The 14,370-nt window shown below is 64.9% G+C and carries 15 protein-coding genes; 8 read left to right on the plus strand and 7 right to left on the minus strand.

The window, feature by feature from the left end:
• Positions 1-55: 55 nt before the first annotated feature.
• The 3 genes from pcaD to B0G77_RS08015 all read right to left on the minus strand — a co-directional run bounded on the left by pcaD (position 56) and on the right by B0G77_RS08015 (position 3,243).
• The gene (gene pcaD, locus B0G77_RS08005; protein WP_133661640.1) at positions 56-844 is read right to left on the minus strand and encodes a 3-oxoadipate enol-lactonase; all 789 of its coding nucleotides are present in this window, start codon (positions 842-844) and stop codon (positions 56-58) included.
• 146 nt (positions 845-990) lie between these two features.
• Positions 991-2,163 carry a DUF3108 domain-containing protein gene (locus tag B0G77_RS08010; protein WP_133661641.1) on the minus strand — a complete coding sequence of 391 codons (1,173 nt, stop codon included), beginning with the start codon at positions 2,161-2,163 and terminating at the stop codon, positions 991-993.
• A 177-nt stretch (positions 2,164-2,340) separates the two neighbouring features.
• The gene (locus tag B0G77_RS08015) at positions 2,341-3,243 is read right to left on the minus strand and encodes an IclR family transcriptional regulator (protein ID WP_133661642.1); all 903 of its coding nucleotides are present in this window, start codon (positions 3,241-3,243) and stop codon (positions 2,341-2,343) included.
• A gap of 280 nt (positions 3,244-3,523) precedes the next feature.
• Here B0G77_RS08015 and B0G77_RS08020 point away from each other — a divergent pair, with 280 nt between their 5' ends.
• From B0G77_RS08020 to rfaE2, 6 genes are all read left to right on the plus strand, one after another.
• Complete coding sequence (locus B0G77_RS08020) at positions 3,524-4,516, plus strand: fumarylacetoacetate hydrolase family protein (RefSeq protein ID WP_133661643.1); 993 nt, start codon at positions 3,524-3,526, stop codon at positions 4,514-4,516.
• A gap of 186 nt (positions 4,517-4,702) precedes the next feature.
• Positions 4,703-5,923 carry an ABC transporter substrate-binding protein gene (locus tag B0G77_RS08025; protein WP_133661644.1) on the plus strand — a complete coding sequence of 407 codons (1,221 nt, stop codon included), beginning with the start codon at positions 4,703-4,705 and terminating at the stop codon, positions 5,921-5,923.
• Positions 5,924-6,012: 89 nt separating this feature from the next.
• Complete coding sequence (locus B0G77_RS08030; protein ID WP_133661645.1) at positions 6,013-6,858, plus strand: enoyl-CoA hydratase/isomerase family protein; 846 nt, start codon at positions 6,013-6,015, stop codon at positions 6,856-6,858.
• Positions 6,859-6,940: 82 nt separating this feature from the next.
• Complete coding sequence (locus B0G77_RS08035) at positions 6,941-7,747, plus strand: PhaM family polyhydroxyalkanoate granule multifunctional regulatory protein (protein WP_133661646.1); 807 nt, start codon at positions 6,941-6,943, stop codon at positions 7,745-7,747.
• Between the two features lie 687 nt (positions 7,748-8,434).
• Positions 8,435-9,313, plus strand: a complete 879-nt coding sequence (locus B0G77_RS08040) for a ferritin-like domain-containing protein (protein ID WP_133661647.1) — start codon at positions 8,435-8,437, stop codon at positions 9,311-9,313.
• A 185-nt stretch (positions 9,314-9,498) separates the two neighbouring features.
• Positions 9,499-9,981: a D-glycero-beta-D-manno-heptose 1-phosphate adenylyltransferase gene (gene rfaE2, locus B0G77_RS08045; RefSeq protein WP_133661648.1), complete on the plus strand. Its 483-nt coding sequence runs from the start codon at positions 9,499-9,501 to the stop codon at positions 9,979-9,981.
• A 6-nt stretch (positions 9,982-9,987) separates the two neighbouring features.
• On the opposite strand, the gene B0G77_RS08050 is transcribed toward rfaE2, so the two are convergent.
• The 4 genes from B0G77_RS08050 to B0G77_RS08060 are packed head-to-tail and all read right to left on the minus strand — an operon-like array spanning position 9,988 to position 12,143.
• Positions 9,988-10,227 carry a hypothetical protein gene (locus B0G77_RS08050; RefSeq protein ID WP_133661649.1) on the minus strand — a complete coding sequence of 80 codons (240 nt, stop codon included), beginning with the start codon at positions 10,225-10,227 and terminating at the stop codon, positions 9,988-9,990.
• 31 nt (positions 10,228-10,258) lie between these two features.
• Positions 10,259-10,396: a hypothetical protein gene (locus tag B0G77_RS43095; RefSeq protein WP_166656124.1), complete on the minus strand. Its 138-nt coding sequence runs from the start codon at positions 10,394-10,396 to the stop codon at positions 10,259-10,261.
• Between the two features lie 11 nt (positions 10,397-10,407).
• On the minus strand, positions 10,408-11,241 hold the full coding sequence (locus B0G77_RS08055) for a type III pantothenate kinase (RefSeq protein WP_133661650.1): 834 nt from the start codon (positions 11,239-11,241) through the stop codon (positions 10,408-10,410).
• Complete coding sequence (locus B0G77_RS08060) at positions 11,238-12,143, minus strand: biotin--[acetyl-CoA-carboxylase] ligase (RefSeq protein WP_133661651.1); 906 nt, start codon at positions 12,141-12,143, stop codon at positions 11,238-11,240. Before B0G77_RS08060 ends, B0G77_RS08055 begins: the two co-directional genes overlap by 4 nt.
• Positions 12,144-12,356: 213 nt before the next feature.
• Between B0G77_RS08060 and B0G77_RS08065 the strand changes: the two genes are divergently transcribed.
• Positions 12,357-13,490 (plus strand): ABC transporter permease, encoded by a 1,134-nt coding sequence (locus tag B0G77_RS08065; RefSeq protein ID WP_133661652.1) that lies wholly within the window; start codon positions 12,357-12,359, stop codon positions 13,488-13,490.
• Positions 13,490-14,368: an ATP-binding cassette domain-containing protein gene (locus B0G77_RS08070; protein WP_133661653.1), complete on the plus strand. Its 879-nt coding sequence runs from the start codon at positions 13,490-13,492 to the stop codon at positions 14,366-14,368. Before B0G77_RS08065 ends, B0G77_RS08070 begins: the two co-directional genes overlap by 1 nt.
• Positions 14,369-14,370 lie beyond the last annotated feature (2 nt).

Raw genomic sequence — 14,370 nt, forward strand, 5'->3', positions numbered from 1 at the left:
GAATTCAAGGGGTGGACCCGGAGTAACGCGCATAGAAGAGGTCCGAATCTACAGTTTAGACCCCAGTTGCAAGAAACGTTTCAAGTAATGCGGCAAAACGATGCGATTGTTCGATCGGCGCCAGGTGGGCGGCGTCGAGCAGTTCGAAACGGCTTCCGGGAATGGCATTTGCGATGGCTTCCGTGACGGAGGGCGGTATGCCTGTGTCGTGGCGGCCTGCAACCACGAGAGCGGGCACCCGGATGGCATTGGCCATCTCGCGTACGTCGAAATCGCGCAGGGCCTCGCAGGCGAGTGCATACCCCTGCGGCGATGTGCGCAGCAGGACATCGCGGATCTGTTCGACCGCTTCCGGATGCGATGTCTGAAAATCGGACGTGAGCCAGCGGTCAAGCGTCGCGGGCGCAAGCGCGGTCATGCCGTCGCAGCGCGCCGCGGCCGCGCGCTGATCCCATATCGCGCGGCCTTCGGGTGGTGTGCCGCTTGATGTGTCAGCGAGCGTCAGGGTGTCGACGCGCGCCGGGTAATCGAGCGCGAACTGCTGCCCGATCATGCCGCCCATCGACATGCCGACGAGATGGGTATGCGGCGCGCCAAGTGCGTCGAGTAGCGCGGCGAGATCGCGGGACAGATCGGCAACGCTAAACGGCCGGTCGGGAACCGCTGTTGCGCCGTGTCCACGCACATCGTAGCGAAGCACGGTGAAATCGTCGCGGAAGTAGCCCGCGAGCTGGTCCCAGATCGACAGGTCGCCGCCGAGCTGGTGAATGAAAGTCAGCCAGGGGCCGCCGCCCTCGTTGCTCAGCACATATCGGGTCTCGATGCCGTTGATGTCTAGTTGCATGCTGGCTCCATCAGAAATGACACGGTGGAAGAGCCGTTTGCGGCTCGCAGGCGAGCTCGGCCGTGAAGCTGCAAACGGGTGCTGCTCATCGTGCGAGTGACGGATTGCGCAGAAGTTTCGGCACTCGAATGAAGCGCCGGTTCTGTTCAGGGCTTTTCGGGCGCGTTGTCGGGCTGAGTGGCGCTGTCGTCAGTGGCGCTGTCCGTGTTGCCGCTTGAATCCGCCGGCGCAAGCTTTCCGCGCCAGACAAGCTCGACCTGCGTACCGTTCGGTTCGGTTTGCAGGATCCGCGCCGGCAACCAGCCGAGCGACGGCGCGAGCCATACGTCGATACGCCGGCGGTCGCCTTCGTGGCGCGGCAGGCGCATGAAATGGCGCGCATCGACAAAGCCTCCCGGGATGCGAAGCGTTTCATCGCCAACTGTCTCGATCGGCCAGATTTCGCCGCTGTCGTTGTCGGCGACATAGAACTCGCGCGTGACGCCCGGCTTGTATGCGCCCGGATCGCCGCGCACCAGACTGGCGAGCTGCATGACCATACTGAAGCGGTCCTGCGCACCGTCGGGCAGCGCGAGCGTGGCAGGTGTGCGCGTGAACGCGATCTGCTTTGCGGTGCGGTTGAAGATCGTCACGTCTTCCGCGCGATGCCCGCGCTTTTCAATGTACTGATCAGGCGCGATGCCGAAAGCGTCGACATGGCCATGACTCGAATAGCTGAAGGTGCCGACGAACGGCAGAGGGACGGAAACGATCATCTCGTAGGTCTGTCCGTCGCTCGTCCAGTGGATCGTACCCGGCTGGTTACGGACGCCGTTGTAGAACGTGTCGTACTGCAGATCGCCTGAGGGCGGTACGGAAAGTTTCACCCCGGGCGATGCCTGTGCAGCCTTCACGTCTTCACCCGCGTTCGAGGCCGCAGCAGGTGTGGCGGCGGCTTCAGGTGCGGAAGCTGCCGCAGATGCCGCGTCCACAGCCGCTCTTGCGGATTGTGGGGCGTCCGGGCGCGTAGCCGTGAGCACGTGTTCGCTGCGTGGGCGCACGGCTCTCGCGTGCGTCGCTGTGTGTGGGCGCGGCGCCTCGCTGGCGAGCGTCTGCTCGACGCGTTCGGGCTTCAGAAGCGCTACCTGCACCGGCGCGTGTTCGGCGTCGAGCGGTTGAGCAGCGTCGCGGTGACGCTCGACCCATTGCGCCGCGACCCAGTGTAGCGCGACCACGACGGCGAGTACGACGCCCCAGCGCCACGCGCGCACGCCTCGGCGCGCGCGCGGATTGACGCGGAGCGTGAGGTCGGAACGACGGGCGACAGACTGGGACGACATCGGAAAGACGTAGCGCCTGTTACGAGGAAAGCGGTGAATGAGTGAAGTGGCACATGGGGCGGAGCTTTTGTCGACTATCGTGGTTCAGCGAACCGTTTCGACAGCAACGCAACTGACGATGTTCCGTCATGTGACTGTCAAGTGTTAACGGTGCGCCGCTTTGCTCCGTGACATCCGTCACATAGGCTCACGCGGCGTTGCACTGTAACCCAGTTCATATGAAAGCTTCTGCGCGCACTCACGCATCGCCGTGTCGATCGTGCCGTCCCAACGGATATCGAACGAACCCTCATGCCCTAGCGCAATCAGCCCCAGCGCAAGGTCGCCCGTCGAATCGAAAACAGGCATGCAGAACGCGTGAATAGTGGGCAGCAGCATGCCTTCGACGCGCGCGGCCTCGTGGACCCGCACGTTCGCGAGCAGCGTTTCGACTTCTTCCGGCGTGCGCGGGGCGTTGGCATAAGACGCCTGGTGCGAATCGGCGAGCTCGCGTTCGATCATCGCGCCTGTCTTGCTACGTGGCAGGTACGCAGCGAACAGCAGGCCGGTAGCCGAGCTGAGCAACGGCATGACGTCGCCGAGCTTGAGCGATGCCTTCGCCGGATGGCTCGATTCCATCCAGTGAACCACCGTCGGCCCCTGATTGCCCCACACCGCGATGCCGACAGTGAGATCGAGCCGGTCGCGCAGTTCGGCAAGTGCGATACGGGCGAGCTTCACGCCATCGACGCGTGCCAGTCGCGCAAGGCCAAGCTGGAGCGCGAAGCCGCCGAGTTCATAACGTCCCGAGAGCGGATCCTGCGACACCACACCGAGCCGCAGGAAACTGACCAGATAGCGGTGCGCCTTCGCCGGGCTCATACCCGCGCGTTGGGCAAGGTCGCGCAACATCATGGCACGCGGTTCGTTCGTCAGCACTTCGAGCAGGCGAAAGCCGACTTCGATCGACTGGATGCCGGAGCGCAGTTTTTCTTCGCCGGCTTCCTCGCGCTCGTCGTCAGAGGGTTCGATGGCGTCGACTTCGGCCGGTTCAGGTGAGCTGGGGTCGGGGTGGGTGCCGGAGCGTGCAAGTGAAGGCATGGACAAGGCGCGTCATGCGCGAGCGATGAAACGTGAACGGGGCAACGATCTGGCAGCGTCGGGACGACCCAGGTGCCCGATAAATGGGCAACTAAGCGGGCAACTAAGCGGGCAACTAAGCGGGCACCCAGGCGGGCACCCGAAGTCGCAACGACGGCGCAACCAGTACGGCAACTAACGGGGCAGCACCATCGCTCCAGAAGGGACAGGTTTGGGCCGCACCGATTCACCATCGTAGAATAGATTCCTTCTAACGTCATCCACACCGCTTACTTCCCCTATGAAACTTGCCACGCTGAAGGACGGCACACGCGACGGTCAGCTGATCGTCGTGTCCCGCGACCTGCACATTGCGGCGATCGCCGATGCGATCGCGCCGACGCTGCAGCGCGTCCTCGACGACTGGACGTTCTACGCGCCGCAACTGATCGATCTGTACGACGCGCTCAACCAGGGGCGTGCCCGCAATGCCTTCGCGTTTGACGCGAAGGCCTGCATGGCACCGCTGCCGCGGGCGTTCCAGTGGGCCGACAGCTCGTCGTATGTGAACCACGTCGAACTGGTGCGCCGCGCGCGCGGCGCGGAGATGCCGCCTGAATTCTGGACCGACCCGCTGATGTACCAGGGCGGCAGCGACGACTTCATGGGACCGAAGGACGACATTGTCTGCGCGTCCGAGGCGTTCGGCATCGACTTCGAAGCGGAGGTCGCCGTCATCACCGGCGATATACGAATGGGCGCAACGCCCGACCAGGCCTTGAAGGGCGTGCGTCTCGTGACACTCGCAAACGACGTCTCGCTGCGCAATCTGATTCCCGCCGAACTTGCGAAGGGCTTTGGATTTTTCCAGAGCAAGCCGGCCACGTCGTTCGCGCCGGTTGCGGTGACGCCCGACGAGCTCGCCGGGCACTGGCGCGAAGGCCGCGTGCACCGGCCGATGATCGTGCACTGGAACGGCAAAAAGGTCGGCCAACCGGATGCCGGCACCGACATGGTGTTCCACTTCGGCCAGCTCATCGCGCACGCAGTGAAGACGCGCAATGTGCGGGCCGGGACGATCGTCGGTTCGGGCACGGTTTCGAACAAGGACGCAAAGCGCGGCTACTGCTGTATCGCCGAGAAGCGCTGCCTCGAGACGATCGAGCACGGTGCGCCGCAGACGGAGTTCATGAAGTACGGCGATACGGTGAAGATCGAAATGTTCGATGAAGCGGGCAAGTCGATCTTCGGCTCGATCGAGCAGGCTGTCGCGCCGCTCGACGGCGCGCATTGAGGTCGGACCGGGCGGACCCTCCGATTGCCGGACGGCGCCTGCCAGGAGGGTTTCGCCCGATTCCGCAGCGCGCCCGCGCGTCTAAACTGACGGACGCGTGGCACGTACGGGCCGCGCAGGCATCGAGTCCCCAGCGGGAAGGGGGCAGCAGGAAAAAGAACAGATTGCCACGGAGAGGAGCCTTGCATGCTGCGATTCCGGTCGTCCATTCCCGAGCCTGGGCGTCCCAGAACATTGACGCTCCACGCACTCACACCGCAGCGGCTGGTGGCGCTCGTGGCCTTTGCATTCTGCGCTGCGCTGCCGGGCGTCTCGCTCGCGCAGGTGAAGATCGGGCTGGTGCTGTCGCTGACCGGTCCGGCTGCTTCGCTCGGCATTCCCGCGCGCGACACGGTCGCGCTTCTGCCAAAGGAAATGGCGGGCCAGAAAATCGAGTACCTCGTGCTCGACGACGCTTCGGACACCACCCAGGCCGTCCAGAATACGAAGAAGCTGATCTCCGAGGAGCACGTCGACGCAATCATCGGTTCGTCGACCACGCCGAACACGCTCGCGATGATCGACGTCGTTGCCGAAGGCCAGACGCCGACGATTTCGCTGGCATCGTCGGCGAAGATCATCGAACCGGTCGACGCAAAACGCCACTGGATGTTCAAGACTCCACAGACCGACGCGATGATGGCCTCGGCGATAGCCGAGCACGCGAGCGAACACGGCGTGAAGACGATGGCCTACATTGGCCAGGCCGACGCGCTCGGCGACACGTTCTACGCCGAAGTCGCGAAGTTCGCGCAGCTGCGTGGCATCAACCTGGTGGCGAACGAGCGCTTCAATCGCACCGACCCGAGCGTCACCGGGCAGATCCTGAAGATCATGTCGGCCAATCCCGATGCGGTCGTCGTGGGCGCCGCGGGCACGCCTGCCGCGTTGCCGCCGAAGACGCTGAAGTCGCGCGGCTATAAAGGCTTGATCTATCACAACCACGGCGTGGGCAATAACGACTTCCTGCGCGTCTGTGGCGCGGACTGCAACGGCACGTTCCTGCCAGCGAGCCCGGTGCTGGTTGCCGCCCAGCTGCCCGAGGATCACCCGGCAAAGCGCCTCGCGCTCGACTACATCTCGCGCTTCGAGGCGTTGCACGGTGCGGGCAGCGTATCGGCGTTCGGCTCCTACACCTGGGATGCTGGCCTGCTGCTCGGCACCGCGGTGCCGATCGCGCTCATGGCCGCCGCGCCGGGTACGTCTGAATTCCGTCAGGCTCTGCGCGATGCGCTCGAGGCGACACGCGGTCTGGCGACCTCCAACGGCATCGTCAACATGAGCATGACGGATCACCTCGGACTCGATCAGCGTGCCCGTGTGATGGTGCAGATTCGCGAAGGGAAATGGGTTTATCAGGCGCGCTAAAGTGTGCAATCAAGCGCGCCGCCGTTTGCAGCATGCCGCGGGCCGCGGCGTTACTTTGAGTCACGAATCGTTCTACCGGATCGACTGCCATGTCTCACGAATCACCCACCACTAACCCTGCCTTTTACGCCGGCTATCACGCGCTGCGTCTCAGGCATCATCCGCACGGCATTCTTGAAATCGTCATGAGCGGGGAGGGCGCGAACAGGAGCGGCCTCGCCACCGCCGACGCGCGAATGCACCGCGAACTGGCCGATATCTGGCGCGACATCGATCGCGACCCGCACACGCGCGTCGCGGTGATTCGCGGGGAAGGCAAGGGCTTTTCGGCGGGCGGCGATCTGCATCTGGTCGAGCAGATGGCCACCGATTTCGACGTGCGCACGCGCGTCTGGCGCGAGGCGCGCGATCTCGTCTACAACGTGATCAACTGCAGCAAGCCGGTGGTGTCGGCGATCCACGGCCCGGCGGTCGGCGCGGGTCTCGTCGCCGGACTGCTCGCGGATATCTCGATCGCGGCGAAAACGGCGCGGATCATCGACGGCCATACCCGCCTCGGCGTCGCCGCCGGCGATCACGCAGCGATCGTCTGGCCGCTCCTGTGCGGGATGGCGAAGGCCAAGTACTACCTGATGCTGTGCGAGCCGGTGAGCGGCGAAGAGGCGGAGCGCATCGGGCTGGTGTCGCTTGCCGTCGACGAAAACGATCTGCTGCCGAAGGCCTTCGAAGTGGCCCAGAAGTTGGCGGGCGGTTCGCAGACGGCGATCCGCTGGACCAAGTACGCGTTGAACAACTGGCTGCGCTCGGCGGGGCCGACGTTCGACACATCGCTCGCGCTCGAATTCATGGGCTTCGCCGGACCTGACGTGCGCGAAGGCGTGAGTTCGCTGCGCGAGCGGCGCGCGCCCGACTTCAAGGGCGGTGATCCGTTCTGATGCGTGCGCGGTATGATCAGATGAAACGGATGGCGAGTGCTGTCGCGCGTCGTCCAAACCCTACCGGTGCGAGGAGAAAACCATGACCGATACACCCGGCACGACGCCGCCTTTTCCCGGCTTTGCTGGTTTCCCGCCAGCCGAATTGCTTGACCGCATGTGGGACATGATGCGGCTCACGCCTTTCGGTTCGGCGTTTCCCGGCGCGCAGCCGGGTGGTGCGCAAGGCCTTGGGCCATCGCTGTCGATGATGTCCGACATGATGGCGCCGCTCACGAACGTCGAGGAGCTCGACAAGCGCATCACCGACATGCGCGCCGTCGAGCAGTGGCTCAAGCTGAATCTGAACATGCTGCAGTCGGCGATCCAGGCGCTGGAAGTACAGCGTGCGACGCTGGCCACGCTGCGCGCGTTCGGCGCCTTTGCGCAGACGTCGATGAGCGCGCCTGCGGCAGCGTCGGCAGCAACATCGACGCCTTCGTGGATGTCGCGCACAGAAGCGCCCGCAGCGCCTGCCGCCGGGCAGGCTGCGCCTGAGGCCGAGCCGGGCGAGACCAACGAAACGGGCAGTGCGACGGAAGTGCCCACCTTCGATACTTCGGCGTGGTGGAGTCTTTTGCAGTCGCAGTTCAACCAGCTGGCGCAGTTCGCGATGGCCCAGACCCCGGCACCTGGTGCGACCGCCACGGCCGAAGACATTGCCGAAGCCGCAGAAGGGCCGGACGGTCCCGAGGCATCTGGGGCGGCTAAAGCGCCCCGCGCAGCGGACGCTTCCGTCGCGAAAAAGTCTGCTGCCGCGAAACGCCCTGCTACGAAGCGCGCACCATCGGCAAAGAGTAGTACCGGCACGAGCGCCGTGAAGAAAGCAGTCCCATCCTCCGGGGCATGACGAGCCGCCGCTCCGCACGCGATCGACTTCGGCACTGACGGACCGCACAGCGCGCGGCTGGCTTTTCAGCCTGCCAGGTTCGCGCGCAGCTACCGGCAATCAGCGCACGATTTCCGCCGGATGCGACTAAAAAAATCACCGCACAATGCGTAACGGTCAGCGGAAATTCATCACCTTGACTTCATTTTGACGGATGGTAATGCATGGTGGCTCGATAATGGACTGTAGCGGCGGCTGTCAACCGGCGGCGGCCTGCGCGTGTGGCGCGCCGCGCCGTGTCGGGAGTGGCAAAAGGCGCGGCAGGCAAGAGGCCGAATCGCGGGAACCGTAAGGCTCGCGTGCTATCATCCTGTAAGCTTTTTTGGCCCGTTGGCATGCACTGAAAACAACGACTCAAGCAGCCCGAACGGTTGCCGGCATGATGGCTGCGCGGTTTGACCGCGTGGCGCCGGCCCAGTCCGGTTCGACTCCAGGCACGGGTACTCCTTACCCAAAGTCGGCCGGAACAACCAGTACTCTGGTTTTCGCAAGTGCACCGATGCCGCAGGTGGTTCTTTGCCACGCGGCGCGTTTGGGCGCCCGATTACCGCGTAAAATTGAATACTCAGGTCGCGAAAGCGCGCTTTGGCTCGCTCGCAGCAAACAGATACGAACAGACGTCGCAATGCGCAGAACAGGGGTGGGACTATGAACACCATGCTTTATCCGGAACTTTACAAATCGCTCGAATCCGTTCGATGGGACATGGAGAAAGACATTCCCTGGGATAAATTCGACGCATCGCTGCTCACCGACGAGCAGGCGGCAACGATCAAGATGAACGCAATCACCGAATGGTCCGCGTTGCCCGCCACGGAAATGTTCCTGCGCGATAACCACCATGACAGCGATTTCTCGGCATTCATGAGCGTGTGGTTTTTCGAAGAACAGAAGCACTCTCTGGTGTTGATGGAATACCTGCGCCGCTTCAAACCGGAACTCTGCCCGACCGAGGAAGAACTGCACGCGGTGCGCTTTGAATTCGATCCGGCGCCGCCGCTTGAAACGCTGATGTTGCATTTCTGCGGTGAAATCCGCCTGAATCACTGGTATCGCCGCGCGGCCGAATGGCACACCGAGCCGGTCATCAAGGCCATCTACGAAACGATTTCGCGCGACGAAGCGCGTCATGGCGGCGCCTACCTGCGCTACATGAAGAAGGCGATGGCGCAGACGGGCGATATCGCCCGCGCGGCATTCGCGAAGATCGGCGTGTTGATGGCGTCGGCGCGCCGCACCGAAAAGCCGCTGCATCCGACCAACCTGCACGTCAATCAGGCGCTGTTCCCGCGTGACACGATCCAGTCGCGTCTGCCGGATCCGGAATGGCTGGAACGCTGGCTCGACGAACAGATCCGTTTCGACGACGGCTGGGAAAAGAAGGTGGTCGAACGCATCCTGCACAACCTGTCGATCCTGTTCGAGCGCACGTTCAATACGGCGCAGGAACTGAACCGCTATCGCAAGGAAGTAGTCGCACGTCTGCAGGCATCGCAGGGTGTGACCGAGCAGCAACAACCTGCCTGATGCGCAGGGCGCGTCGCCGGTGCGTCTGACAGGCGCTATACCGGGCAACGGACACGCAGTACCTCAGGCGAAAACACGGCCCGGCAGGCATTAGCTTCCCGGGTCGTTTTCTTTTCTGTTTCAATTTCCACACCAGGCGCACCGCAGGTGCCTGCGCCGCCATTTCACCTTTTTCGGTCTTTTCCATGCCTGCTACATTCGAACGCAAGATCACGACCCGCGAAGCGCTCACCCAGATCCGTTCCTCGCTGCCCGGCCCGGTGGTCTTCACCAACGGCGTGTTTGACATCCTGCATCGCGGCCATGTCACGTATCTCGCGGACGCCAAAGCGCTGGGTGCGTGTCTGGTCGTCGGTGTGAACAGCGATGCTTCGGTGCGTATGCTCGGCAAGGGCGACGATCGCCCGATCAACAACGACGCTGACCGGATGGCGCTGCTTGCGGCGCTGGAGAGTGTCGACTGGGTTGTGCGCTTCGAAGAGCGGACGCCGATCGCGCTGATCGAAGCCGTGCACCCTGACATCCTCGTCAAGGGCGGCGACTACGACATGGATACGCTACCCGAATCCGCTCTGGTGCGCGGCTGGGGCGGCCGCGCGCTAGCGATTCCATTCGAGCACGACCGCTCGACGACCGCTTTGCTCAGCAAGGTTCGCGCGCAGGGCTGAGCGCGCTTATTGCGTCAGCGTCGACGACTGGATCGGCGGGGTAGGTGCGGGTGCGCCGACCACCGCCTGATCGGCTGCCTCGGCTGCAGAAAGCGGGCGCACCTTCAGCGTTTCCGGATGAATCTGCCGGCTTACGCGATTCGGCTCATGCGAGTCGAACGTCGGGAGTGGTCCGAGCATGCCGCGCAGCGCGGCGAATGCGAGCCCGTTGACAAGAATCAGGATGGCGATCAGCCAGCGTAGCATCGTCGGGATCTCCGTCGAATGAATGAGGCAGTCATGGGAAGGCGTTGGCGCTGCCGGAATTGCGCGCTTCGCGGCAGGCTGCGGCTGTGACGCGTGACGGCGCGCATGCCAGTTCGGTGGAAAGCGTACTTTCCATGCCCGCCAGCGCGGCAACCATATCAGATTGCATGCACGCACTCGTCACGCGGGCTGTGCACCGCTGTCTTCGGCGGCGATCAATGCAAGGCCGGATAGCACGAGCGAGTCGTGGCGGGTATGCGGGACCTTGAGCGCGGCGGTCACTTCATCGGCCGCACCGCCGCCGATTACGAGCCGTACCGGCACCTGCCACGTTTCCGTCAGGTCGTGCCACATCCGTTCAATCAAGCCGGCCTGTGCCAGCGCGCAACCTGCGGACAGCGAACTGTGTGTATCCGTCGCGAACGTCGGGCCACGGCGCGTGCCGCTCGCCAGCAGGTCGCGGGCGGATGTTGCGTCGAGCGTCGGCAGTTGTGCAGTGTGTTCGCCGAGTGAGCGCATCATCAGCGACCAGCCGGGGGCGATCAGGCCGCCGACAAACGTGCCGTCCGCACGCAGTGCTTCGAGTGTGGTTGCCGTGCCGAATGTCGCGATCAGCAAGGGCTCGCCAGGAAACGCCGCATGCGCGCCGATCAATCCGGCCCAACGGTCGCTACCGAGCGCCGACGGTGCCGTATAACCGTTCGTGACCCCGCATTGCTGGGCGACGGCGCGGATCGTCGTGCGCGGCAGGGAAGGCCAGCGCGCGCTGAGCAGCGCGTCGATGCGGCGCGCGACCGCATCGCCGGCGACGTTCGAAATCCACGCGCTGCCAGGCGTCGGCAATGGCGACCAGTCGGGTTCGTCCGCCGAACGTGCGATATCGGGGGCATCGTCCGTCGTGCGGGTGCCGTGTTCAAATGCGCCGGCATGCGTACGGGTGCCGTGCGCGTCGACAAGCGCCCACTTGACCCGGCTGTTGCCGGCGTCGATCAGCAGAAAGGGTGCACCGCTCATGCGTGGCCGTCGGCGAGACGTAGCGACACGTCGCCGGTGGAGATGGCCTCGCGGCCGGAGGCGGTATCGAGTAGCAACTGGCCGCTTTCGTCGACGCCCGCCGCAATGCCGCGCGAAACTTCGACGCCCTGTTCGATCAGCACGACTTCGCGCCCCGCGTAACCGTGGCACGCATTCCAGCGCTGACGGAACGGCGCGAAACCGCCTGACGCGAAGCGCTGCAACGCGGGTTCGAGCGCATTCAACTCGGCGGCAAGGGTATCGGTGAGATTGGCGTTCGGCAGTGCGCGCGATAGTGCGGTCGGCGTCGTGCCACGGGCTTGTGGTGGCGCGTCGGCGTTCAGTGCACCGACCTTCGCGGCGAGTTCGTCGGCGCCTTTCACGTTCGTACCGATGCCGATCACCACCGCGCTCGCATCGGCTGTGCTCCATGCCGTTTCGATGAGGATGCCGGCGAGCTTGTCGCCTTCGAAGAGCACGTCGTTGGGCCACTTCAGCGAGATCTGACCCGGCGCGTTAAGCGGCAGCGAGCGCAGGCCATCGACCAGCGCGACGCCCACCGCGAGGCTGAGCCCCGCCAGCCCTTCGAGCGGACGCGGCAGCACGCAGCCGACGGAAAACAGCAGTGCGTTGCCGGGTTCGGCATACCAGGGGCGTCCGCGTCGTCCGCGGCCGGCGGTCTGGAGATAGGCGACGCGGACCATCGGCCGGGGCAGGGCACTGGCCTTGCGCGGTAACGACTTGAGGTGAGCCATCAGATCGGCGTTGGTAGAGCCGGTTTCTTCGACGATTTCGATCGGCCAGGCAAGCGCGGCGGGACCGAACAGCGTGACCGCGCGTTCGCGGTCGATGCGCCATTCGCCGGGCGGAGCGGCGTCGGTAGGGGTGGTCCTTGGATTCATGAGACGTATTGTAGTAGCCAGTGGCGACGAACGGGCCGACAGGGGCCGACAGATCGCGGGGCAACCCCGCTGGCAGCGCCGCCCATAGCGCTGCCGACAACCGTGCCGATAGCCGCACAGACAAACGCGCCGGCAACCGGGCGTAGTTGTGCGGCCCAAACACGGCGCCTTCGTTACAATGGCCGCAGATTCCATCAAGCGAACCAGCGATCCTTGAACCACGATACTCCGCCCGGCCTCGAAGTCGCGGCTGGCAGCCAGGGAAAGGTCGTCCGTCTATCCGGTCAGTGGACGGCGCTCGCGCTCGCGCGTGACAAGGCGCGTCGCGGCGGTGCGGTGCTCAAGCTGGGCGCGCTCGCCAGCGAGAAGGTCAGCCAGTGGGACCTGTCGCACGTGGCCCGGATGGATCACGTCGGCGGCCAGGCGCTATGGCGCGTCTGGGGCCGCCGGATGCCGGCCGAGCTGGTCGCGCTCAACGACACGCAGCGCGAGATCTTCGAGCGCATCGCGCTGCTCGACGCGGCGCGCGACAACCCGGAGCCGGTGCTGCGCATCGATCCGTTCACGCGCCTCGGCCTGACGATCTTCTCCTTCTTCGAGCACCTGTACGGCGGCATCGCGATGTTCGGCCGCGTCGTGATCGATCTGCTCCTGGTGGCGCGCAACCCGAAAGTCACCCCGTGGACCGAGATCTCGGCGAACGTCTACAACGCGGGCGCCCGGGCCATGCCGATCACCGCGCTGGTCGGCTTCCTGATCGGCATCGTGCTGAGCTACCTGTCGGCGCAGCAGCTGCGGCAGTTCGGCGCGAACCAGTTCATCGTCAACCTGCTGGGGCTCGCGATCATCCGCGAGCTCGGGCCGGTGCTCGCGGCGATCCTGGTGGCGGGGCGCTCGGGCTCGGCGATCACCGCGCAGATCGGCGTGATGCGCGTCACCGAGGAGCTCGACGCGATGCGCGTGATGGGCATCCCGCACGGTCTGCGGCTGATCCTGCCGCGCGTGCTGGCGCTGGCGATTGCGATGCCGCTGCTCGTGATGTGGACCAACATCATCGCGCTGACGGGCGGCGCGGTGGCCGCGAAGATCGTGCTGGGCATCGACATGTCGTTTTTCGCGCGGGCGCTGCCGGGCGTGGTGCCGATCGCGAACCTGTGGCTCGGGCTCGGCAAGGGCATGGCGTTCGGCGTGCTGATCGCGATCGTCGGCTGTCACTTCGGGTTTCGCATCAAGGCCAATTCGCAGAGCCTGGGTGAAGGCACGACGGCGTCGGTGGTGACGTCGATCACGGTCGTGATTCTCGCGGACGCGGTGTTCGCGATTCTCTTCCAGCGCGTGGGGATCTGATGACAGCGCCGCTCGCCCCGGCCGTGCGCGGCCATCCGATGCCCGAGATCGCCGAGCCGGTGATCGAGGTGCGCGAGCTCACCAAGCGCTATGGACGCACGATCATCCATCAGCACCTGAACTTCGAGGTGCGGCGCGGGGAGATCGTGTCGGTTGTGGGCGGCTCGGGTTCGGGCAAGACGACGCTGGTGCGGCAGATTCTCGGGCTCGAGCGTCAGAGCGCGGGCACCATCAAGCTGTTCGGCGAGGATACGTCGACGATGTCGCCGGAGAACGCGCGCCTGCTGCGCAGCCGTTCGGGGATGCTGTTTCAGCGTGGCGCGCTGTTCTCGTCGCTGTCGGTGTTCGACAACGTCGCGCAGCCGCTCCGCGAACTGGGCAAGGTGCCGGAGGACCTGCTGCGCGACATCGTGATGCTGAAGCTGGAAATGGTGGGGCTGCCGTGCAGGCATGCGTCGAAGATGCCGGCGGCGCTGTCGGGTGGGATGGTCAAGCGGGTGGGCATTGCGCGGGCGATTGCGCTGGAGCCGGAGCTGCTGTTTCTCGACGAACCGACGGCGGGGCTCGATCCGCAGGCGTCGGACGAGTTCGTCGAGCTGATCAGCACGCTGCACCGGGCGCTGGGGCTCACGGTCGTGATGGTGACGCACGACCTGGATACGATGATCGCGCTGTCCACGCGGGTGGCGGTGCTGGCCGAGCGCAAGGTGCTGGTGGCCGCCCCGGTCGAGGAAGTGGCGGGTGTGGATGATCCGTTCATCCGCGAGTATTTCCTCGGCCTGCGTGGCCGCCGCGCCTTGCAGGCGCTGCCGCCGGAGCGCCGCGCGAAGCTGCCGCCGGCGGCGCTCGAACCGGCATCGGCCGACGTGCCGCTGTGAGA

This window comes from Paraburkholderia sp. BL10I2N1, assembly GCF_004361815.1.
In the GTDB taxonomy this organism is placed as follows: domain Bacteria; phylum Pseudomonadota; class Gammaproteobacteria; order Burkholderiales; family Burkholderiaceae; genus Paraburkholderia.

Coding starts and splice junctions, on each gene's coding strand:
- B0G77_RS08025 (WP_133661644.1), top strand. CDS start 4,703: ATGCTGCGATTCCGGTCGTCCATTCCCGAGCCTGGGCGTCCCAGAACA.
- B0G77_RS43095 (WP_166656124.1), bottom strand. CDS start 10,396: ATGCAATCTGATATGGTTGCCGCGCTGGCGGGCATGGAAAGTACGCTT.
- rfaE2 (WP_133661648.1), top strand. CDS start 9,499: ATGCCTGCTACATTCGAACGCAAGATCACGACCCGCGAAGCGCTCACC.
- B0G77_RS08055 (WP_133661650.1), bottom strand. CDS start 11,241: ATGAGCGGTGCACCCTTTCTGCTGATCGACGCCGGCAACAGCCGGGTC.
- B0G77_RS08070 (WP_133661653.1), top strand. CDS start 13,490: ATGACAGCGCCGCTCGCCCCGGCCGTGCGCGGCCATCCGATGCCCGAG.
- B0G77_RS08035 (WP_133661646.1), top strand. CDS start 6,941: ATGACCGATACACCCGGCACGACGCCGCCTTTTCCCGGCTTTGCTGGT.
- B0G77_RS08050 (WP_133661649.1), bottom strand. CDS start 10,227: ATGCTACGCTGGCTGATCGCCATCCTGATTCTTGTCAACGGGCTCGCA.
- B0G77_RS08030 (WP_133661645.1), top strand. CDS start 6,013: ATGTCTCACGAATCACCCACCACTAACCCTGCCTTTTACGCCGGCTAT.
- B0G77_RS08060 (WP_133661651.1), bottom strand. CDS start 12,143: ATGAATCCAAGGACCACCCCTACCGACGCCGCTCCGCCCGGCGAATGG.
- B0G77_RS08010 (WP_133661641.1), bottom strand. CDS start 2,163: ATGTCGTCCCAGTCTGTCGCCCGTCGTTCCGACCTCACGCTCCGCGTC.
- B0G77_RS08020 (WP_133661643.1), top strand. CDS start 3,524: ATGAAACTTGCCACGCTGAAGGACGGCACACGCGACGGTCAGCTGATC.
- pcaD (WP_133661640.1), bottom strand. CDS start 844: ATGCAACTAGACATCAACGGCATCGAGACCCGATATGTGCTGAGCAAC.
- B0G77_RS08040 (WP_133661647.1), top strand. CDS start 8,435: ATGAACACCATGCTTTATCCGGAACTTTACAAATCGCTCGAATCCGTT.
- B0G77_RS08015 (WP_133661642.1), bottom strand. CDS start 3,243: ATGCCTTCACTTGCACGCTCCGGCACCCACCCCGACCCCAGCTCACCT.